Origin of the sequence: Dolomitihabitans soli (genome assembly GCF_022213955.1) — a bacterium.
In the GTDB taxonomy this organism is placed as follows: Bacteria; Actinomycetota; Actinomycetes; order Streptosporangiales; family Streptosporangiaceae; genus Streptosporangium_A; species Streptosporangium_A soli.
The window spans coordinates 1-19,424 of record NZ_JAKNTW010000023.1 but is presented as its reverse complement, the minus strand read 5'-3'; the positions used below and the strand labels follow the sequence as shown (position 1 = coordinate 19,424).

At 72.5% G+C, this 19,424-nt stretch carries 17 protein-coding genes; 4 read left to right on the top strand and 13 right to left on the bottom strand.

The window, feature by feature from the left end; genetic code table 11:
- Nucleotides 1–382 precede the first annotated feature (382 nt).
- On the top strand, nucleotides 383–2,200 hold the full coding sequence (locus MBA17_RS34195) for a DNA-3-methyladenine glycosylase 2 family protein (protein ID WP_238501477.1): 1,818 nt from the start codon (nucleotides 383–385) through the stop codon (nucleotides 2,198–2,200).
- Entirely contained in the window at nucleotides 2,197–2,706 is a 510-nt protein-coding gene (locus MBA17_RS34190; RefSeq protein WP_238501475.1) for a methylated-DNA--[protein]-cysteine S-methyltransferase, read from the top strand. The genes MBA17_RS34195 and MBA17_RS34190 overlap by 4 nt, the downstream gene beginning before the upstream one ends.
- A gap of 257 nt (nucleotides 2,707–2,963) precedes the next feature.
- Here MBA17_RS34190 and MBA17_RS34185 read toward each other — a convergent pair whose 3' ends face one another.
- The 12 genes from MBA17_RS34185 to MBA17_RS34130 all read right to left on the bottom strand — a co-directional run bounded on the left by MBA17_RS34185 (nucleotide 2,964) and on the right by MBA17_RS34130 (nucleotide 13,601).
- Nucleotides 2,964–3,920 carry a hypothetical protein gene (locus MBA17_RS34185; protein ID WP_238501473.1) on the bottom strand — a complete coding sequence of 319 codons (957 nt, stop codon included), beginning with the start codon at nucleotides 3,918–3,920 and terminating at the stop codon, nucleotides 2,964–2,966.
- Nucleotides 3,917–4,564 (bottom strand): hypothetical protein, encoded by a 648-nt coding sequence (locus MBA17_RS34180; RefSeq protein ID WP_238501472.1) that lies wholly within the window; start codon nucleotides 4,562–4,564, stop codon nucleotides 3,917–3,919. The genes MBA17_RS34185 and MBA17_RS34180 overlap by 4 nt, the downstream gene beginning before the upstream one ends.
- A gap of 65 nt (nucleotides 4,565–4,629) precedes the next feature.
- Nucleotides 4,630–7,449, bottom strand: coding sequence for a BTAD domain-containing putative transcriptional regulator (locus MBA17_RS34175; protein ID WP_238501470.1), 2,820 nt, complete (start codon nucleotides 7,447–7,449; stop codon nucleotides 4,630–4,632).
- Between the two features lie 45 nt (nucleotides 7,450–7,494).
- Nucleotides 7,495–7,938: a pilus assembly protein TadG-related protein gene (locus tag MBA17_RS34170; protein WP_238501468.1), complete on the bottom strand. Its 444-nt coding sequence runs from the start codon at nucleotides 7,936–7,938 to the stop codon at nucleotides 7,495–7,497.
- Nucleotides 7,919–8,326, bottom strand: coding sequence for a TadE/TadG family type IV pilus assembly protein (locus tag MBA17_RS34165; protein ID WP_238501466.1), 408 nt, complete (start codon nucleotides 8,324–8,326; stop codon nucleotides 7,919–7,921). The genes MBA17_RS34170 and MBA17_RS34165 overlap by 20 nt, the downstream gene beginning before the upstream one ends.
- A 26-nt stretch (nucleotides 8,327–8,352) precedes the next feature.
- Nucleotides 8,353–8,781: a TadE/TadG family type IV pilus assembly protein gene (locus tag MBA17_RS34160; RefSeq protein ID WP_238501463.1), complete on the bottom strand. Its 429-nt coding sequence runs from the start codon at nucleotides 8,779–8,781 to the stop codon at nucleotides 8,353–8,355.
- On the bottom strand, nucleotides 8,778–9,017 hold the full coding sequence (locus MBA17_RS34155) for a hypothetical protein (protein WP_238501460.1): 240 nt from the start codon (nucleotides 9,015–9,017) through the stop codon (nucleotides 8,778–8,780). The genes MBA17_RS34160 and MBA17_RS34155 overlap by 4 nt, the downstream gene beginning before the upstream one ends.
- A complete protein-coding gene (locus MBA17_RS34150; RefSeq protein WP_238501458.1) occupies nucleotides 9,014–9,934 on the bottom strand; it encodes a type II secretion system F family protein in 921 nt (306 codons plus the stop codon). Before MBA17_RS34150 ends, MBA17_RS34155 begins: the two co-directional genes overlap by 4 nt.
- Nucleotides 9,927–10,805 carry a type II secretion system F family protein gene (locus MBA17_RS34145; RefSeq protein WP_238501455.1) on the bottom strand — a complete coding sequence of 293 codons (879 nt, stop codon included), beginning with the start codon at nucleotides 10,803–10,805 and terminating at the stop codon, nucleotides 9,927–9,929. Before MBA17_RS34145 ends, MBA17_RS34150 begins: the two co-directional genes overlap by 8 nt.
- Nucleotides 10,802–12,103: a TadA family conjugal transfer-associated ATPase gene (locus tag MBA17_RS34140; protein WP_238501454.1), complete on the bottom strand. Its 1,302-nt coding sequence runs from the start codon at nucleotides 12,101–12,103 to the stop codon at nucleotides 10,802–10,804. Before MBA17_RS34140 ends, MBA17_RS34145 begins: the two co-directional genes overlap by 4 nt.
- Nucleotides 12,093–12,908 (bottom strand): CpaE/TadZ family protein, encoded by an 816-nt coding sequence (locus MBA17_RS34135; RefSeq protein WP_238501451.1) that lies wholly within the window; start codon nucleotides 12,906–12,908, stop codon nucleotides 12,093–12,095. The genes MBA17_RS34140 and MBA17_RS34135 overlap by 11 nt, the downstream gene beginning before the upstream one ends.
- Complete coding sequence (locus tag MBA17_RS34130; RefSeq protein ID WP_238501448.1) at nucleotides 12,909–13,601, bottom strand: hypothetical protein; 693 nt, start codon at nucleotides 13,599–13,601, stop codon at nucleotides 12,909–12,911.
- A gap of 381 nt (nucleotides 13,602–13,982) precedes the next feature.
- Between MBA17_RS34130 and MBA17_RS34125 the strand changes: the two genes are divergently transcribed.
- Nucleotides 13,983–18,491, top strand: a complete 4,509-nt coding sequence (locus MBA17_RS34125; RefSeq protein ID WP_238501446.1) for an FtsK/SpoIIIE domain-containing protein — start codon at nucleotides 13,983–13,985, stop codon at nucleotides 18,489–18,491.
- A gap of 70 nt (nucleotides 18,492–18,561) precedes the next feature.
- On the opposite strand, the gene MBA17_RS34120 is transcribed toward MBA17_RS34125, so the two are convergent.
- On the bottom strand, nucleotides 18,562–18,834 hold the full coding sequence (locus MBA17_RS34120; RefSeq protein ID WP_238501444.1) for a WXG100 family type VII secretion target: 273 nt from the start codon (nucleotides 18,832–18,834) through the stop codon (nucleotides 18,562–18,564).
- A 298-nt stretch (nucleotides 18,835–19,132) separates the two neighbouring features.
- Here MBA17_RS34120 and MBA17_RS34115 point away from each other — a divergent pair.
- Nucleotides 19,133–19,424: biotin carboxylase N-terminal domain-containing protein (locus MBA17_RS34115; RefSeq protein WP_455432913.1), on the top strand; the 292-nt coding region annotated here is incomplete at its 3' end.

Here is a 19,424-nt window from a genome sequence, read left to right as displayed (position 1 = left end):
TTCCAGGACCTTCTCCGCCCACACGCGAAGTGGGCCGACCTGGACCTCCGGGAACATCCCGGCCCGCGTGAGGTGGGCCTGGCTTCCAGGACCTTCTCCGCCCGCACGCGGAGTGGGCCGACCTGGACCTCCGGGAACGTCCCGGCCCGCGTGAGGTGGGCCTGGCTTCCAGGACCTTCTCCGCCCGCACGCGGAGTGGGCCGACCTGGACCTCCGGGAACGTCCCGGCCCGCATGAGGCGGACCGGCCCGGGCTCCCGGGAACGTCTCCGACCACGCGCGGGGTAGGTCGGCCCCGGGCTTTCGAGGCCGGAACCGGTGCCTTGCCGCGAGGTCTGATTTCCGCGAGTCACCATGGCTGAAGTGCGCATAGTCTCGGCTACATGGCAACCGTGACGCGATCCACCAGCGCACCGCCGAAGACGGTGATCGGGCTCGACTTCGAGGCATGCTACCGCGCCGCCTCCGCCCGGGACGCCCGTTTCGATGGGCGGTTCTACACAGCGGTGACGACCACGCGGATCTACTGCCGTCCCATCTGTCCCGCCCGCACCCCGGCCGTGCGCAACGTGCGCTTCTACCGGCACGCCGCGATGGCGGAGGCCGCCGGGTTCCGCCCGTGCAAGCGCTGCCGCCCCGAGCTCAGCCCCGGCGACCCCGGCTGGAACGTCAGGGCCGACCTCGTCGGCCGCGCGCTGCGCCTGATCGACGAGGGCGCCGCCGACGACTTCGGCGTCGCCGGGCTGGCCGACCGCCTGCACATCACCGAGCGCCACCTGCACCGCCTGTTCGTCGCCGAACTCGGCGTCGGCCCGCTGGCGGTGGCCAGGACCAAGCGGCTCCTCCTCGCCAAACAACTGCTCACCGAGACCGCGCTGCCCATCACCGACGTGGCGTTCGCGGCCGGTTTCGGCAGCGTCCGCCAGTTCAACGCCACCATGAAGGAGACGTACGGCTTCGCCCCCAGCGAGCTCCGCGCCACCACCGGCCCGCACCCCGCGCAGACCCGGACGCGAGAGCCCCGCACTCCGCCGGATCGCGCGACGGGGGTGAACGGCTCACCGGACAGCCCGGATCGAACGGCCGGCGCACCCGACAGCTCAGGCCGAACGGCAGGCGCACCGAACAGCGCACCGAACGGTTCAGGCCGGACGGCAGGCGCATCGGACGGCTCAGGCCGGGCGGGCGGGGGAAACGCCTCACCGGGCGTCGGGCGGGCGGAACTGGGGCTGCGGCTGCACTACCGCGGGCCGTACGACGCCGGTGCCCTGCTGGCCTTCCTCGCGGAGCGGGCGATCCCGGGATTGGAGAGCGTCGAGGGATCGTCGTACAGCAGGGTCGTCCCCGGCGGGACGATCACCCTGACCCCGGCCGCCGACCACCTCAAACTCGCCGTCTCCGTCGACGACACCCGTCAGCTCGCCAGGACCGTCGCGCGCTGCCGCCGCCTCTTCGACCTGGACGCCGACCCCGAGGCCATCTCCGACCACCTCGCCAGGACCACCCTGCAGCCGCTCCTCGCCGCCCGCCCCGGCCTGCGCGTGCCGGGCGCCTGGGACGGCTTCGAACTGGCGGTCCGCACCGTGGCGGGCCGGCGGCTCGCACCGCACGCCGCCCGCGACCTGCTGGCCGGCCTGGTCGCCCGCACCGCGACCCCGTCGAACCCCGAGACCGGCCCTCCTGCCCCGCCGAACCCCGAGACCGGCCCTCCGTCCGTCGAGTCCGTCGCGTCCCCCACGTCCGTCAAGTCCGTCGAGACCGTCGAGACCGTCGAGACCGTCGAGACCGTCGAGACCACTCTGCCGGGAAGCAGGCCCGGCACGACGGGCGAGCCCGCTCTGACGCACCTGTTCCCGTCCGCCGAGCAACTGGCCGAGGTCGACCTCACCGGGCTGGGGCTGACCGCGCGGAAGATCACGACCCTCAAGGCCCTCGCCGAACGGGTGGCCGCGAGGGAGATCGACCTCGACGGCGCCCAGGACCCGGCCGAAACGGTCGCACGGCTCCTGGAGATCCCCGGAATCGACCCCTGGACCGCCGGCTACATCGCCATGCGCGCGCTGCGCGACCCCGACGCCTGGCCCGACGACGACCTCGACCTTCGCAAGGCCATGGCCTGCCTGGGCATTCCCGACGACCACATCGAGCGGTGGCGCCCCTGGCGCGCCTACGCCGCTCTGCACCTCTGGAGTTCATCATGATCGAAGCACAGGTGATCCCGACCCCGGCCGGCCCGCTGGCCCTCCTCGCCCGTGGCGGAGTGATCGTCGCGGCCGGCTTCACCGCCGACCCCACGGAGATGTTCGAACGGCTCACGCCCGCCCTCCAGGCGGAGGGCCTCACCCAGGTCGACGACCTCGGAAAGCCGGCGCAGGCCGTACGCGACTATCTCGCCGGAGACCTCGCGGCGCTCGACACGATCCCCGTCGAGCAGCCGGGCACCGACACCCGGCAGCGCCTGCACACCGCGCTGCGCGACGTCCCCGCCGGGGTGACCGTCAGCTACGCGGAGCTGGCCGAGCGCGCCGGGCTGCCGAGGACCGCCGCCAGGGCCGCCGGCTCGGCCTGCTCGCAGAACCTGATCGCCCCGTTCGTGCCCTGCCATCGGGTGCTGCCCTCGACCGGCGGGTTCGGCGGCTACTACTACGGCACGCCCGTCAAGGAATGGCTCCTCGCCCACGAATCAGGCCAGGGCCGTACGTCCTGACGCCCCGACGGAGGCCGGGCCCATACGGCCTGGCCTCGGTCCCTCCTGCCCCGACAAGCCGAAGCCGAACGATTCACCGGAACGTCCCACCCCGACCAGGCCAGACCCGAACAGTCTGGCCTGCACGTCACGAAGCACAGGTACGCTCGACCGCCCTCCACACGACCAGGCCAGACCCGAAGGGCCTGGCCACGGTCATGAGCGCTCGACCGTGCTCCACACGACGGAACCAGCCCCGAACGGTCCGGCCTGGGTCATCAGGTGCCGGAGCGCTCGACCGTGCTCTGCACCTCACCGACCGGGACGTCACGGGTGACCGTGATCTCGATCGGCTCGTATTCGGCGATCGGCACCGGGCCGGGCTCCTCCTCTTCGACCTCGACTTCCCACTGCATCGTCACGCTCAGGACGTAGACCTCGCGCGGCTGGTCGACCGAGGCCCGCTTGTAGCGCACGCCGCAGCCGAGTTGGGCGCCCTTGGTGTACTTCTGCCCGATCGTGCCGCACTCGGTCGTGACGACTTCGGCACGATCGCCCGTCGTCCCCGGTTCGATCTTCATTCCCTTGTCCGACGGCCTCGCTACGACCGTGGCACTCATCACGCCGGGCAGCGTGGCCGTGGCCCGGCGAATCGGCTCGCCGATGCCGTCGAGCGAGACGAAGGTGCCGAGGTTGACGTAGCTCTTCGCATCCGGGTTGAGCACGATCTTGGGCTCGGGCACGGTGAGCGCGGCGCGGGCGATGTCGGCGAGCTGCTGGATCGTGATGCCGGAGGGCGGGGTCTCGTTCGCCGGCACGAAGACGAACGGCTGCAACGTACCGAGGCAGGCCATGATGCCCGGCGCGTTCCGGTCGTAGGCGGGCGTCCACCACTTGCCGTCCTTGCCGACCTTGTCCTGGAACTGCTTCAGGAACTGGTTGAAGTCCTCTTTGTCCTTCGGGTCGGCGTGCAGGAAGGGCGAGAGGTCCCGCTGTTTACGCAGCATGCCCTCGGCGTCGTCCCTCGGCTCGTACCAGCAGGCTTGCTTGAGCTGGTATCCGTTGCCGCGCTTGCCGTTCACGTCGCCGCTCAGGATGATGTCCGAATCGCGCAGGGTGATGCCGGCTCTGTTGCCCTTCTGCCAGCCCTCGCCCCGTGGCGCGTCAGGGCCGGGTACCGCCACGCCCGTCATCGCGAGCGCGCCGCTGACCAGGAGGGAGAGTAAGCGTGTCATCGTTTGCATCCCTTCGCGCGTTCCTCGGGAAGTGTGGCGTACATCAGTTTTCTGATCCGCCAGGCACCGTCGTCGCCCCGGTGCAACGCGGCTGACTGCAGATAGGTCGACCTGGGCGGCCTGGTCCACGCGGGCTGGTCGGGGACCTCCTGGCCGGTGGTCGCGTCGGTCATCCGCAGGCCGGACTCGTCGACGCAGACGTCGACCTGGGCGCCGGTCCCGGTGACCGCGATGACGTCCGCGGAGTAGAGCCGGGCCGTGCCGCGCACCGAGCGCCGGTCGCGCACGAACTCCCGCGCCCATTTACGCATTTCCAACGTGTAGTCGGGCTCGACGCCCGAGAGATAACCCTCGTCGCGTCCCCGCGTCGCGACCGCCTTCCACGAGCCCACGTAGAAGTCGCGGTACGCGTCGACCATCTTGGTCTGCTCCTCGTCGAGCCCGGCCGGCCGTTCGAAGACGACCTTCATCGCGCGGCCGACGCTCAACGTCTCGTCCTTCGGGGTGGCCGGGGCCGTGATGGCGGCGGCCGGCGCCTTCGAGCCCGGGGGGCCGTCCGCGGGGACGAAGGGCCGCTCGCCGCCGGAGGCCGCGCACCCGGTGGCGAGCACGGCGGCGACCGCCAGCGCGATCAGCCCTCGCATGCCGATCACGGTAGGCCGCCCGCCTGCCCGAAGGCCACTGGTATGCCGGGATCGGCATGGCTCGGTCATGCCGACGGCACCGACTGGACACGCCATGACGGATGCAACTCGTCGATCAGGGCCTCGGTCTCCGGCGCCATTCCACCTCCATAAGGGTGCGAGGACGCGCGCCGGTGCAGGGCCTCGGCCACCGCCCGCAGCCGCGCCGGGTCACCCGTCGCATGGGTGGCTCTGAGCAGGTCGCGCCAGAGCCCTTCGTCATCGGCGGCCAACAGCAGCCCGGCCCGGGCGGCCGCCACCGCCTGGGCCGCCTCGCCGCCGGCCAGCCGTACCTCGCACAGCCGGTGGGCCGCGTCCGCGACGCCGGCGGTCACGTCGTACTCGAGGTCGTCGTCGGCCAGCCAGGAGTAGCGCCCGCGCGGGCGGTCACTCAGCAGCGGGCCGCGCACCAGGCGCAGCGCCCGCTCCAGGAGGACGGAACGCACCGCGGGATCGCCGTGCGACCGGCTGACGAGCTGGCGGAAGTAGCTCCAGTCGGTGCGGACGTCGGGACCGAGCCGCAGCCGGCCCGCCGTGTCGGCCCGCAGATGGGGACGGCCCTCGCTGTCGACGCCCAGCCAGTCGGCGACCCTGGCGATCGTCGCGTCCCGCACCGCCGACTGCACCCCGCGCGGCCACAGCACGCCGCCCAGCACGACGGGATGCACGCCGCCGGGATGCGTGGACAGGTAGACGAGCATCTCGGTGGCGAGGGCGAGCCTGCCCTCCTCCAGCGGGTTCGGGCAGGAGACCTCGATCGGGCCCAGGATCCGCACCTCGATCGCGGGCGGGCTGGTCTCCATCTCGATCGCCTGCGGCACCGGCAGCGGTTCGCCCGTCTGCTGCTCCGCCGTACGGAACAGGTCGATCAGGGCCTGGTAGTGCCTGCGCGGCAGGAGCTGCGCGGTGACCTCGAAGCCGAGCGCGTCCACCCTGCTCCGGCCGTCGTCGGTGACCTCCCACGTCCAGGTGGCGTGCGGCAGCTCGCCCGGCACGACGTAGCCGCTGGCGGTCCGCGCGCCCGAGCGGCCGAGCATCACCAGCCTGCGCGCCTCCTCGGCGGTCGGCGAGATCGTGGAGAGCAGGAAGTGCGGCGGGTGCGCCGGGTCGGCGGCCCGGCCGTTGATCCGGCCGGTCAGCACTTCGTCGCCGTGCACCTGCTCCGCCGCCCGCGCCTCCAGTTCGGGCAGCACCTCGGCGAGGCTGCCCACGGCCCGGATCCGCTCGGGGGCGATCTCCGTCAGCTCCTCCCCGAAGCCGACCAGCGTGATCCGCATCGAGTCGGACCACCGGTTCGTGGCCAGCTCGACGGCCAGCGCGGCCAGCGCCGCGGTCGTGTGCCCGCCCCTGATGTTGATCAGCCCGTGCGCCGCCTCCAGATCGACCAGCACCCGGCCCGAGGCGTCCGCGCCGAGCGAGACCAGCCCGGGGTACGGCGCGGCGGCGTCGATCACCCCTTGCTCGTCGAGCGCCCGTCCCTCGTGCGCCGCCAGCCGCCACACCCGCCCGCCGTCGTGCGCGGTCCACGGCGCGGGCGCGTCGGGCTCCGGCGGGTGGATCCACAGGTCGAGGCTCCGGGCCGACAGGTGCGCGGCGTAGACGGTCGGCGGCGTACGGCCGAGCAGCGCGAGCGCCCTGCCCAGCACCCGGAGCCCGACGTCGAGCATCCGGGTGCCCGGCGCGTCGGCGCCCAGCCGGAGCGCCACCTCCACCTTGGCGGCGTCCTCCCTCGGCCGCGCGATCCTGAACCCGAACGCCCTGCGCCACAGCTGCTCCCTGCGCCGCCTGCCCAGCACCGCCAGCAGCCCGGCCGCGGCCAGCGACATCCCGACCAGGTAGTCGCCCAGCTCCAGGCCGCTCTCCTGAGCCGCGAGGGCCTCCTGCTCCGCCCGCTGCCTGTCCTGCTCGGCCAGTTGTTCCCGCGCGGCCCGCGCGTCGCTCTCCCGCTGCTCCTCCGCGCGTCGCTCGTCGGCTCGCCGTTCCTGCTCGCGCTCCTCCGCCGCGGCCCGCGCGTCGCTCTTCCGGTCGTCGTCGGCTCCCGGCTTGACCGTCTGCGTCTTGCCGTCCAGCTCGGCGGGCGCGGCGGGGTGGCGGTCGAGGGTGGCGGGCCGGGACTGGTCGGCGGGGACGACGTGGATGTTGACCGCATCGTCGGGCATGTCCAGGACCCAGCCGGGCCGGATCAGGTCGGCCATGTGCAGCCGGGTGCCGTCGGGTTGTTCCTTGTGCTGGTTGAGCTGGTAGATCTCGGCATACCGCCGCCCCTCGCCCAGGCACTTCTCCGCGATCTCCCACAGGCTCTCGTGGTGCCGCCCGTGTGGCGGCTGCACGACGTACACCTTCTTGACCTTCTTCACCGACTCCAGCGGCGCCCGCTGGACCTCGGTCACGCCGACGCCGGCCACGGAGGTCACGGCCGGTCTCGCCGCCGGCGGACTACTGGCCTTCACGATGGGCAGGACCACCGCGGACACCGTGAACAACAGCAGGGCGGCGGTGACGAGCCTGTTGGCCAGCGCCTGGGTGCCGCCGGAGAGCGGGACCCTGGCGGGCATCCCGACCCGGCGAAGCCCGGCGTAGACCTCCACCATCACGCACAACATCAGCTGCAACCAGGCCAGCCAGACGAGCAGCACGAGAACCGCGATGATCGTCTGGGTGGTGACCCGGCTGGTGACCAGATCGAGGTCGAGAAGCTCGGCGGAGATCGGCGGCCCGGCAAGCCTGAGCAGCGCGTACGGCACGCCACCGACGAGCGCGGCCAGCAGGATCAGCGCCCCGAGGCCGGCGATCACGTCACCGAAGGTGCGCCTGGACGGGATGCGCTGGGGCTGACGTGTGGGCATTGGTCTCTCTCCTCTCTCGCGGAGTCCTCATCTGCGGCGGGTCGATCAAGGAAGTGGTCCCGCCTCCCCCGCGTCGGGCCCCGCGGTCGCCGACGCCTCCATCTCCGTTCCCTGGAACCCGAGCGCGGCCAGGAAGAACGCCTCCCAGGTCACGCTCACCGTCACGGTCACCTGGGCCTGCGCCCCGCCGACCGCGCACTCCGCCATCGCCACCTGGTCGTCGGCGTGCGCGGACACGATCTCCTCCGCCCTGCCGCACACCGCGCCCTCGTCGGCGAGCAGCCGCACCTGGCCGGTGGCACGCAGCTCCTCCTCGTCGATCGTGTCGGCCGCCGCCCTGGCTGCCTGCTCGGCCACGTCGGCGGCGCGCAGCCGGGCGTTGATCGCGGCGCCTCCGTCGACGAGCAGCCCCGCCAGCAGGAACACCACCACCGAGAAGAGCACCACGAAGATCGACATCGACCCGCGGTCACCCGGCTGACGAACCATCGAACCTCCTGAACCGCTCAAGAGGGACCACGGAGGTGCCCTTCATGGTGGTGGCCGCGCCGAACCCGAGGAACTCCAGATCCAGCTCACAGGTGACCTCGGCCTGGACGTGCCCGCGCGCGGTGGGGTCCTCGTCGGAGAACGTCGTCCAGACGGAGCCGTCCAGGCTGACCTCGGCCCCGGCGCACTGGCCTTCGAGGACGTCGGTGGCGACCTTGGTCGCGGCCTCCTCCGCGTCACCCTGGCTGCGCTGGACCGAGGCGGCCCGCGCGGCGTCCCTGGCCGCGCCGTTCACCTCGCCCTGCGCCTCCACGAACCGCCCGGCCCCGGCGAGGAACATCAGGAACAGCAGGAACACCGGGGCGAGCAGCACCGCCTCGACGGACATCGAGCCCCGATCGGAGCGCCGGCGGCCTACTCGCACGTGTCCGAACCGTCGTCGGGGCGGAAGCACTCGACGGGCCCGCCGAACCTGGAGGTGATCGTGAAGGTCAGCGCGGGCAGCAACGGGATCACCTGTACGGCCTGGCCGGTCACCTCGACTCCCCGCTGGTCGCCTTCCTCCCACGCCTGCGCGTCGGCGTCCCGCAGCAGCTCCGGCCCGATCGCGACCACGATCTCCTTCGCCCTGGTCACCGACTCGTCCTGCCAGGCCGTCGACTCGGTGCCGCTCGACCTGGCGATCCGCGCTCCCTCGCGAGCCGCCGCGTCGGCGACCTGCCGGCCGTGGAACCACAGGGCCACCTGCACGACCAGCAGGATCACCGCCAGCACCACGGGCATGATCAGGGCCAACTCGATCACGGTCGCCCCGCGGTCGCGCGCGGCGCGGCGGCGGCTCACGGCTCGGCTGGTCCGTCGCCACCGGTGCCGCCGAAGTTGCCCTGGATCTCGGTCTGCTTCTGCTCGACCATGGTCTTGATGAGGGTGGCCAGGCCGAGCGCGACCCCGGCGACGATCGCCGTGATGATCACCCACTCGACGGCCGAGGCCCCCTTGGAGGGTGCGTTGCGCGCCCGCTCGATCCGCACGCCGAGCAGGGCGACCAGGTAGACGGTCCACGGGTGGTTGAGCATCATGCCCCCAACATCTTCATCGCTGCCGGAAAACTGAGAAAGACCACGAATCCCGCGCAGAGCAGGAGTTGGGCGACGAGCATCGACTGGGAGCGCTCGCCCGCGCGCCCCTCGATCTCGGCGAGCTCGCGCCGCCGCAGCGTCGCGGCCCGCGCGGTCAGCGAGCTGCGCACCTTCGCACCGTCGTCGGCCACCAGCCCGAGCGCCGCCGACAGATCGCGCAGCTCGTCCACGTTGATCTCTTCGCCGAGCTGGCCGAGCGCCTGCCAGGGCGTGATGCCGACGATCCGGGCGTTGGACAGCGCCTCGCGGATCCTGGCCATCGGCCAGTTGGCCTCGTCGCCGCCGACCGACACCGACATCAGCAACGCCTCCGGGACGCCGCGCCCGCCGGCCAGGTTCATCGCGACCAGGTCGAGGAACGCGCCGACGACGTGCCGGAAGTCGCGCCGTTTCACCGCGGCGTCCCGGCGCGCCTGCAGGTCGGGCAGCATGAAGAAGACGGCGGACACCGCCAGGGCGGCCCACAGCGGGATCGTCAGCGAGACCCCCCACTCCATCAGGACCAGCCAGCCGACCACCAGCGGGAAGGCCAGCAGCCCGGCGACGGCGAGCAGCACCTTGGTCGCGAGGAACCCTTCGAAGGACCGGCCGAGCAGCGCCAGGTCCGCCTTGGTGGAGCGGACCTCCCAGCCACGCGCGGCGTAGAACCGCGCCAGCCGTACGCCCAGGCTCCGGCGGAAGGCGCTCACCTCCTCGTCGGGCAGCACCAGCTGCATGCGCGGCGAGTCGCCGTCCTGACCGGCCGCGTCGAGCTCGAGCAGCCGTGCCACCAGGCCGGGGCGCGCGGGGAACAGCGCGCGCATCAGGACGAACAGCCCCAGCCCCAGTACGGCTCCCGCCAGCAGGCCCTCAGTCATCGCCGCCTCCCCCTGACCCGAGCAACCGGGCCGGTTTGTCGAACCTGGCCAGCCGCCGCATCCAGGCGAATCCCGCCCCGAACAGCGCGGCGACCACCACCAGCACGGCCTGGCCGAGCGCGTTGTCGTACTCCTCCACGTAGGAGGGGTTGAACACCACCAGGGCCGCCGCGAAGGCGATGGCCGTACCGACCACGATCTGCACGCTGCGGCGGGTCGCGCGGCGCTCGGCCTCCACCCGGCGGCGCATGTCGAGCTCCTCGCGGGCGGACACGGCGAGCGCGCCCAGCACGTCGCGCAGGCCGGGGCCGCGCAGCCGGGAGTTGAGGATCAGCGCGGCGATCACCAGGTCGGCCGACGGGTCGTCGAGCTCGTCGGCGAACAGCCGCAGCGCGTCGGGCAGCGCCATCCGGGTGTGCAGCCGGTCGACCATGGCTCGCAGGTGCGGTCTGAGCATGGGCGCGGCGGCCCGGATCGAGGAGGGGATGGCCTGTTCGAGCCCGGCGGCTCCGGCGATGGTGTCACGCAGCGACTCGGTCCAGGCGGCGAGGCCCTCCAGCCGCCGCATGGCCGCGCGCTCCTCGCCCGCGCCGCCGGACAGCCCGTGCCAGGCCAGCACGAGCAGTACGGCGCCGCCCGCCATCACCGGCCAGCCGGTGACCGCCAGCACGGCCAATCCGCTGATCGTGGCGATCGCGGTCCTGGTGGACAGGACTCTGAGCAGCCGCAGGCGTCTGGCCTTCCGGTCGGGGGACGGCGGGCGGGGGCGCATACCGTACAGGGCCAGGCCGAAGAGGAACAGGCCGCCGCCGGCCAGCGCGCCGGCCAGCAGCACCAGCGGGTCGAGGAGGCCGGGCGGCAGCGGGATCATGCCCACCTCCCGGGGACGTAGCCGTGCGGGACCAGCTCGTCGAGGCAGGAGATCGGCGCGCGCGGGACGCCTGGGCCCTCGGGCGAGGGCTGGAAGACCTCCGAGGAGAGCACCCGGCCGTCGCAGCCGGTCACCTCGCGCACGCTCGACACGAACCGGCGCAGGGTGCCTCCCTGCGCGTAGTCGTTGTGCTTCTCGATGAAGACCACGAAGTCGATGGCGCCGGCGATCAGCATGTGGCTCGCCTCGATCGGCAGCCGCTCGTTGGCCTGCAGCGCGTAGGTGGCGATGCGGTTGAAGACCTCCATGCTGGAGTTGGCGTGGATGGTCGACAGGGAACCGTCGTTGCCCTGGGTCATCGCGTTGAGCATGGTGACGATCTCGTCGCCGAGGACCTCGCCGACGATCACTCTGCTGGGGTTCATCCGCAGGCTCCGCCGGACCAGCTCGGCCATGGTGATCTCGCCCTGGCCCTCGGCGTTGGGCAGGCGCTGCTCGAAGGCGATCACGTTCGGGTGCAGCTCGGTGAACTGGTCGAGGCCGAGCTCCAGGGCGCGTTCGACGGTGATCAGGCGTTCGGTGGACGGGATCTCGTTGGCCAGCGCGCGCAACATGGTGGTCTTGCCCGCGTTGGTGGATCCGGCGATCATGATGTTCTTGCGCGCGGCGACCGCGGCGGACAGGAAACGGCCCAGCTCGGGAGTGAGCGAGCCGTTCCCGACGAGGTCGCTGACGAAGACCTTGCCGAGGCGGGCGCGGCGGATCGAGACCGCCGGGCGCACGGTCACGTCCATCACCGCGGAGAGCCGGGAGCCGTCGGGCAGGCGCAGGTCGAGCTGGGGGTTGGCGGTGTCGAACGGCCTGCTGGACAGGCCGCTGTAGGCGGCCAGGATCTGGATCAGTTCGACCAGCTCGTCGTCGGACTCGGCGACCGGCTCGTGGCTGAGCTCCTGGCCGTCGGCGTATCCGACGAAGACGCGGTCGCAGCCGTTGATGTCGATGTTCTCCACGTCGGGGTCGTCGAGCAGTGGCTGGAGCCTGCCGACGCCGAACAGCGCGGCGTGGATGCCGGCGGCGAGCGCCTCCTCCTCCTCGGCCGTGGGCGGCGTGCGACCGACGCCGATCTCGCCTCTGGCGTACTCCTCGAGGACCTGGGCGATCAGCGCGCGCGCGAACTGCCGCTCGTCCTCCCCCGACATCGGCGACACCCCGCTCGCCTGGTCGAGCCGCCGCTGGTGGGCCAGCCGGTCGCCGACCTCCTGCCGGAACCGCTTCACCAGCGTGTGGTCAATCGCCATAGGACCGGCTCCGCTCGACGACGCCGGGCGCGGAGATCCTGCCGCCGGGCTCGGGGGTGCGCTCCGGCGGGCTGACGTGTGCCGCCAGACGTCCGGCGAGCTCTCTGGCGGTGCGGATGAGCAGGGAGCGGTCCAAGCGGCCACCCCACTGGCCGCGGAGCAGCTCGGCGCCCTTGGGGTCGTGGGCCAGGCCACCGACGAAGGCGACCTCCCTGCCGGTGGCGGCGATGATGCGGCGCACCTCGTCGATCGAGTCGCGGTACTGGCGGGGGTCGGCGATCACCACCACGCCGAGCTGCGGGCCCTTGCCCATCGAGATCAGCCGCTCGCGCAGGTGGGCGACGTGGTCGAGGCTGGCCCGGGTGAACAGCACGACCAGCGCGGCCTCGGCGAGCAGGTCGTGTAACTCGGGATGGCCGCCCAGCCGGCCGCAGTCGGCGAGCACGTCGGCGTGCGGCACGGCGGCCAGCGCCCGCCCGAGCGGGCCCCACAGCCAGGTCAGCCCGCCGGCCTGCTCGCCGTGGGTGAGCCCGGCCAGCACGTCGAGCCCGCCGACGATCTTCTGGGAGTGTTCGTGGATCTGGTCGGGGTGCAGGCCCCTGCGGGCCGTGGCGCCAAGCGTGAGCAGGCCCCTGCCCGGGTTGAGCACGCCGCCGTCCGCCGCCGGGAGCCGGTAGGCCAGGTCGCCGCCGGCCGGGTCGCACTCCGCAAGCAGGACGGGCCGCGGCCAAACGGCGCCCAGCGCGGTCGCGGCCGTGGTCACGCCGGGCGCTCCCTTGTCGGCCGCCAGCACGATGAGCGCCACCTAGTGCGCTCCCGGCAGCTCGGCCAGCGCGATCTCGCCGCTGGAGGCGTAGGCGGCGATGTCCGGCGACGCCGTACTGCTCACGATCACGGTGACCAGGCCGCTGGAACCGCTCCTGCCCGGGGTGCCCACACTGTCGACCAGCGCGCTCTCGGCCAGCACCCGGGTCTCGCCCTCGGCGCTCCGCTCGGGCACGTGGATGACCTGGACCCGGTGGCCGCGTAACAGCCTGAGCGGCATCTGCCCCGGTTTCAGCGCAAGTCCCACCCGTGCCTTGCCGGGGCCGAGCTCCTCGCTGGCCTTGACGACCATCTGCTCGGTGAGCAGGGTGCCCGGTAACAGCGTGACCCTGGCGAAGTAGGCCTCCACCTGCCTGCGATGGGCCCAGGCGACGTAGGCGATCCCGCTGTCGGCGATCTGGACCTCCTCCATCACCCCACCGGTCATCGCCTGGCCCGCGCCCACTTGCTGGATGATCCGGATCGCGGAGACCCGGTCGCCGCTGCGCAGCACGAGCAGGGTGGTGGCCAGCGCGCCGCCGAGGATGAGCAGTACGGCGAGCGCCGCGAGGGCCGGCCTGCGTTCGCGCGGAGGAACGGGAAGTTTTCTGGACGCCGGTCCGGACAAGGTGCCTGCCGGTCCCGCGGCCGTGGAATTACGGCTGTCGCGGGCGGGCTTCTCACTGATCCTCATGGGTCGGGGGCTCCCAGGAGTCGGTGGATCCGCCCACGCGGTGTCGCGAGGGCTGTGGATCACAATATTAGGATGAGTGCGAATTGGCTAATTCACACCATTATGGACATCCCAGCGAGGATCCGGAGGGTAAATGCGAGGAACCATGCTGGATTCATTGAGCTGACCATGTCAATACCCAACTAGCAAGACCTATCGGTTGAGACATCTGGTTTGACATGACTTTTTGTGATAGTCGACTCCAATTGACAGACGTAACATCCGCACCAGAAACCCCATTGGCACCACCGGCCGCAGGGGCCTCGGCCATGCGATTGCGGCAAAGCGCATCGCCTCGGAGGGCATGCGTGATTACGTTGTACGGACCCGAGGAGACGGCGTATGCGGATCATGCTCACCGTGCTGGACGAGCGCGGCGGTCGTGATGTGGTGATCGAGGGCGAGGAGACCACGACCGTCGCCGGGCTGGCCGAGACCCTCGGCGGAGCCACCGGCGAGCGGCTCGCCAAGGTCGTCCGCCTCGCTCGCGCCCGCGCGCCGTACGGGCTGGAGGGGCGCATCCCACGGCCCCGGTCGGCCTCGGAGGGGGCGCGGAAGCTGTGGCGCGACGGGCGGGCGCTCGATCCGGACGCGGCGGCGTTCCAGGTGCTCAGGGACGGCGATCTGGTCACGCTCGATCACCGGCTGGCCGCGGCGACCGTGGCCGAGGAGCCGGGCGGGGTGGTCGAGGTGCGCGTGGTGGGCGGCCCGGTCGCGGGCACGGTCCACCGGCTGGGGCTCGGCAGCCACCTGATCGGCTCACACCCCGCCTGCGCCATCGCCGTGTCGGATCCCGATCTGCCCCCCGACGCCGCCATCCTGCGGATCACGCCGGAGGACGTCACCGTGGAGCGGTCACGGAACCCGGCGACCGGCGGCGGCACGGGCGGCGTGGCGGGCACGGTCCCGGTGCTCGACGGCACGCCGGTGGAGGGGCCGGTGCCCTGGCCGACCGGCGCGCTGATGGTCTGCGGCAACTCCGCCTTCGTGATGACGAACATAGAGCCGCCCGACGCGCACCTCGACGCGCTGACCGACGGCGGGCTCGCCTACAACCGGCCGCCCCGGCTGGCCAGGCCCGACGCCCCGCGCCGGCTGGAGGTGCCCGCCGAGCCGAAGCGGACCGAGGGGATGCGGCTGCAGCTGCTCGCCGCCATGCTGCCCGCCGCGCTCGGTCTCACCCTCGCCCTCGTGCTCCAGACGTGGTATTTCCTGCTGTTCGCGCTGATGACCCCGATGATCATGATCGGTCAGTGGTGGAGCGACCGGCGGCACGGGCGGAAACAGCACCGCCAGGCCGTCAAGCTCTACAAGGAGCGGCTGGTGGCCTTCGAGGCGACCGTGCAGAACGCCAGAGCGGCCGACGAGGTGGCGCGCAGGTCCGGCGCGCCCGACCCGGCGGAGCTGTTGCTGACCGCCACCGGACCGCGCCGGCGGCTGTGGGAGCGGCGGATCCACGACCCCGACTCCCTGCGGCTGCGGGTCGGCCTCGCCGATCTCCCCGCCAATCTGGAGATGGTGCCCGAGCGCGGCGGCCCCGGCGACACCGCCCTGCCCGAGCCGCCCACCTGCCACGCCGTGCCCGTCTCGCTCTCGATGCGCCGCCTGGGGGTCGCCGGAGTCACCGGGCCGCGGCCGACGGCCACCGGGCTCACCCGCTGGCTGGTCGGCCAGGCCGCGGCCCTGCACAGCCCGCGCGACCTCGCGATCGTCGTGCTGTCCGCGCACGCCGACGGCGAGGAGCTGTGGAGCTGGGTGCGCTGGCTGCCGCACTGCGCGCCGCACGGCGGGGAAGACTGCGTGGCGCTGGTCGGCGCCGACCCGGAGGCCGCCGCGCGACGGGTGGCGGAGCTGGTCGCGCTGATCGACGAACGCCTCGACGAGGAGACCCCGTCGCTCGGCAAGATCCCCGCCGGCTGGGACGACCTCGGCTGGACCGGCGGGGGCGGCGGGGCCAAGCCCGACCAGCCCGCCTTCTCCTCCTACGACGAACGCCCCTACGACGTGCTGGTGGTGCTCGACGGCGCCCAGGTGCTGCGCTCGCTCCCCGGGATGCCCCAGGTGCTCAGGAAGGGCCCCAAAGCCGGCGTCTACACCCTCGCGCTGGAGGCCGACCAGCGCCTGCTGCCCGAGGAGTGCGCCACCGTGGCGGCCTGCGGCCCGGCCGGGCTGCTGCAGCTGAGCGGCGGCGGCCTCGACACGCTCGGCGAGATCCTCACCGACCAGGTGCCGCTGTCGTGGTGCGACCGGCTGGCCCGCGCCCTCGCCCCCATCCGCGACGTCAGCAGGGCCGACGCCGCCTCCGCCCTGCCGGGCGCGGTCCGCCTGCTGGACCTGCTCGATCTCCCCTCCCCCACCGGCTCCCTGGTCGCGCGCCGCTGGAAGGGCGCCAGCACCCGCGCCCTCCTCGGCGTGGGCCCCGACGGCCCGTTCGCCGTCGACCTGCGCCTGGACGGCCCGCACGCGCTGGTCGCCGGCACCACCGGCGCCGGCAAGTCGGAGCTGCTCCAGACGCTGATCTGCTCCCTCGCGCTGGCCAACCGCCCCGACGAGATGACGTTCGTGCTGATCGACTACAAGGGCGGCGCCGCCTTCAAGGAGTGCGTACGGCTGCCGCACACCGTCGGCATGGTCACCGACCTCGACGGGCACCTCACCGGCCGGGCCCTCGCCTCGCTCGCCGCCGAGATCCGCCGCAGGGAACGCCTCCTGCTCGCGGCCGGCGCCAAGGACATCGAGGACTACCAGGCCCTGTCCGGCCGCCGCGACCCGCTGCCCCGGCTGGTGCTGATCATCGACGAATTCGCCGCGCTGGTCACCGAGTTACCCGACTTCGTCACCGGCCTGGTCGACATCGCCAGGCGCGGCCGGTCGCTCGGCATCCACCTGATCCTCGCCACCCAGCGCCCCGGCGGCGTGGTGACGGCCGACATCCAGGCGAACACCTCGCTGCGGATCGCGTTGCGGGTCACCGAGGCGGTCGAGTCCGCCGACGTCATCGACCGGCCCGACGCCGCCCACATCCCCAAGGGCGCTCCCGGGCGGTGCTACGTCAAGTCGGGCGCCGGGTCGGCCACCGCCGTACAGACCGCGCGGATCGGCGGCAGGTCTCCCGCGAGCGCGGGCGACGGCCGGGTCACGGTGGCCGACCTCGGCTGGCACGCCCTCGGCCACCCGCTCCCGCCGCCGCCCGGTCTCCCCGAGGGCACCGCCGAGAGCGACCTGTCCACCCTCACCGACGCGCTCATCGACGCCGCCCGCCTCCTGCGGATCCCCGCCCAGCCCTCGCCGTGGCTCGACCCGCTCCCCGACCAGGTCGCCCTCGCCGACGTCGGCGAGCCCGGTGAGCCCGGTGAGGCCGGTCTGCTGCCGTTCGGGGTGATCGACGAGCCGTGGGTGCAGGGGCGGCGGGAGCTGGTGCTCGACCTGGTCAACGGAGGGCATCTGCTGATCGCCGGATCGGCGAGAAGCGGCAGGTCCACGGCGTTGCGGACGCTGGCGGGGGCCGTGGCCGCCGGAGCGGGGCCGGCCGACGTGCACGTCCACGCGATCGACTGCGGCTCCGGGGCGCTGCTGCCGCTGGTGTCGATGCCGCACTGCGGAGCGGTGGTGACCAGGGACCAGCTCGACCGGGTCGAACGGCTGATCGCCCGGCTCCGGTCCGAGGTGGGCAGGCGTCAGCAGTTGCTGGCCACCGCCGGCTACGCCTCGCTGGCCGAGCTGCGCGCCGTACGGCAGGGCGCCGACCGGCCGCCGTGGCTGGTGCTGATGCTCGACCGCTGGGAGGGGTTCGTCGCGGCGTTCGAGGGCTACGACTACGGGCGGCTGATCGAGGCGATGATGCAGCTGCTCAGGGAAGGGCCGGCGGTCGGGCTGCGGGCGGTGGTGACGGCGGACCGGTCGGGGCTGCTCGGCCAGATCTCCACCGTCTTCGAGGACCGCCTCGTGCTGCGGCTCTCCGATCCGGCCGACTACGGCCTGGCGGGTCTGCCGATGAAGGACCTGCCGTCCTCGATGCCGCCGGGACGCGCGCTGTCGGTCGGCGAGAACGGGCTCGTGGAGAGCCAGATCGCGCTGCTGGCCGACGACCCGTCCGGCCCGGCGCAGGTCGCGGCGTTGCAGGAGCTGGCCCGCACCTCCGCCGCCGGTCTCGGGGAACCTCCCCTGCGGGTCGACGCGCTGCCGATGCGGATCACCTCCGGCCAGGCCGCCGAGCTGGCCCCGGCGTTCGAACCGCCCTCCCCGCTGTGGGCGATGCTCGGCGTGGGCGGCGACGCGCTGGCCCCGCTCGGCGTGGACCTGCTGGCCCAGGGCCCCGGCGCGGTGATCGCCGGCCCGTCGCGCTCCGGGCGGTCCTCGGCGCTGCTCACGGCCGCCCGGTCGCTGCTGGCCCGCGACACCCCCATCGTGGTGGTGTCGCCGCGCCGCAGCCCGCTCCGCGACCTGGCGGGCGAGCCCGGTGTCCTCGCCGTCCTCGACGCCAAGGGCGGCGACCTGCAGGCGATCGTGGCGCAGCGGGAGAGATACGCCGTGCTCGTGGACGACTCGGAGCTGATCTCCGCCGACTCGCCGCTGGGGATGACCCTTGAGGAGGTGCTGCGCTCGGGCAGGGACGCCGAGCACGGCCTGATCCTCGCGGGCACCACCGGCGACCTCACCACGGCCTACCGCGGCTTCGTCGCCGAGACCCGCAAGTCGCGCACCGGGTTGCTGCTGTCGGTGCAGACCCCCGCCGACGGCGACCTGTTCGGCGTACGGCTGCCGCGCGGCGCGATCGGCGGGCCGCCGGGACGCGGCCTGCTGGTCACCCTGGGCACGGTCACCCCGATCCAGACCGCGCTGCCGATCTGACCCTCGTGACCTGGGAACGGCGACGGGCGCACCCCCCGGGGGAAGGGATGCGCCCGTGGTAGGGGTCGGGTCAGCTGGTGGCCGACTCGATGTTGCCGCGGTAGGTGTTGATGACGCGGGACGCTTCCTGAAGCTCTTCGCCCATCCGCTGGAAGGCTGCGCGGTAGTTCTGCCAGGAGTCGCGGAAACGCTCGGCTCCGGGACCCGTCCAAGCCGAACCGACCTTCGCCGCCTCTCGATCGAGCGCCGCCATCGTCGCGCGCACCTGATCAGCCTGCTGGGTGAACTGGGTGGCCATCTGCTGCATTTCCGCGGGATTGCCACCGAGCAAGCTCTGGCTCATGCAGGTCTCCTTCTGGATCGACTGGTTCGCTCGACTGCTCCGGTTGTCACAGGTAGTGGTCAAGCGCCATCACCCTAGACGTCAGACCACGTCGTGTGGCCGGATTATGCCGAGTGGCTATGGAGAAGTCGGGCACAAAATAGGGGCTAACCATCTCTTGTCGCGACCATTCTCCTATAAAGATCCGCATAACTCCATGTGTAAAGTTGGGGTGACCTCTGGTGGGACCAGCCGCGGTCCGGCGCTTACACTCCGTTTCAGGCCCGTGGGCTCGGGCTCGTCAGGAGGAACGACGCCGGTGCAGAAGGTCCTGATAGCCAATCGTGGCGAGATCGCCGTCAGAGTCGCCCGAGCGTGCCGGGACGCGGGTCTGGAGAGTGTCGCCGTCTACTCGGTGGACGATCTCGACGCGTTGCACGTCACCATGGCCGACGAGGCGTACGCGCTGGGTGGGCGGACGCCCGCGGAGTCGTATCTGTCGGTCGAGAAGCTGCTGGATGTGGCGCGGCGGTCGGGTGCTGATGCGGTTCATCCTGGTTATGGGTTTCTGGCGGAGAACGCGGGGTTCGCGCGGGCGGTGATCGAGGCGG

Bases quoted from the DNA above. Each gene is read 5' to 3' on its own strand.
- MBA17_RS34195 (WP_238501477.1), top strand. From the start codon at position 383: ATGGCAACCGTGACGCGATCCACCAGCGCACCGCCGAAGACGGTGATC.
- MBA17_RS34190 (WP_238501475.1), top strand. From the start codon at position 2,197: ATGATCGAAGCACAGGTGATCCCGACCCCGGCCGGCCCGCTGGCCCTC.
- MBA17_RS34185 (WP_238501473.1), bottom strand. From the start codon at position 3,920: ATGACACGCTTACTCTCCCTCCTGGTCAGCGGCGCGCTCGCGATGACG.
- MBA17_RS34180 (WP_238501472.1), bottom strand. From the start codon at position 4,564: ATGCGAGGGCTGATCGCGCTGGCGGTCGCCGCCGTGCTCGCCACCGGG.
- MBA17_RS34175 (WP_238501470.1), bottom strand. From the start codon at position 7,449: ATGCCCACACGTCAGCCCCAGCGCATCCCGTCCAGGCGCACCTTCGGT.
- MBA17_RS34170 (WP_238501468.1), bottom strand. From the start codon at position 7,938: ATGGTTCGTCAGCCGGGTGACCGCGGGTCGATGTCGATCTTCGTGGTG.
- MBA17_RS34165 (WP_238501466.1), bottom strand. From the start codon at position 8,326: ATGTCCGTCGAGGCGGTGCTGCTCGCCCCGGTGTTCCTGCTGTTCCTG.
- MBA17_RS34155 (WP_238501460.1), bottom strand. From the start codon at position 9,017: ATGATGCTCAACCACCCGTGGACCGTCTACCTGGTCGCCCTGCTCGGC.
- MBA17_RS34150 (WP_238501458.1), bottom strand. From the start codon at position 9,934: ATGACTGAGGGCCTGCTGGCGGGAGCCGTACTGGGGCTGGGGCTGTTC.
- MBA17_RS34145 (WP_238501455.1), bottom strand. From the start codon at position 10,805: ATGATCCCGCTGCCGCCCGGCCTCCTCGACCCGCTGGTGCTGCTGGCC.
- MBA17_RS34140 (WP_238501454.1), bottom strand. From the start codon at position 12,103: ATGGCGATTGACCACACGCTGGTGAAGCGGTTCCGGCAGGAGGTCGGC.
- MBA17_RS34130 (WP_238501448.1), bottom strand. From the start codon at position 13,601: ATGAGGATCAGTGAGAAGCCCGCCCGCGACAGCCGTAATTCCACGGCC.
- MBA17_RS34125 (WP_238501446.1), top strand. From the start codon at position 13,983: ATGCGGATCATGCTCACCGTGCTGGACGAGCGCGGCGGTCGTGATGTG.
- MBA17_RS34120 (WP_238501444.1), bottom strand. From the start codon at position 18,834: ATGAGCCAGAGCTTGCTCGGTGGCAATCCCGCGGAAATGCAGCAGATG.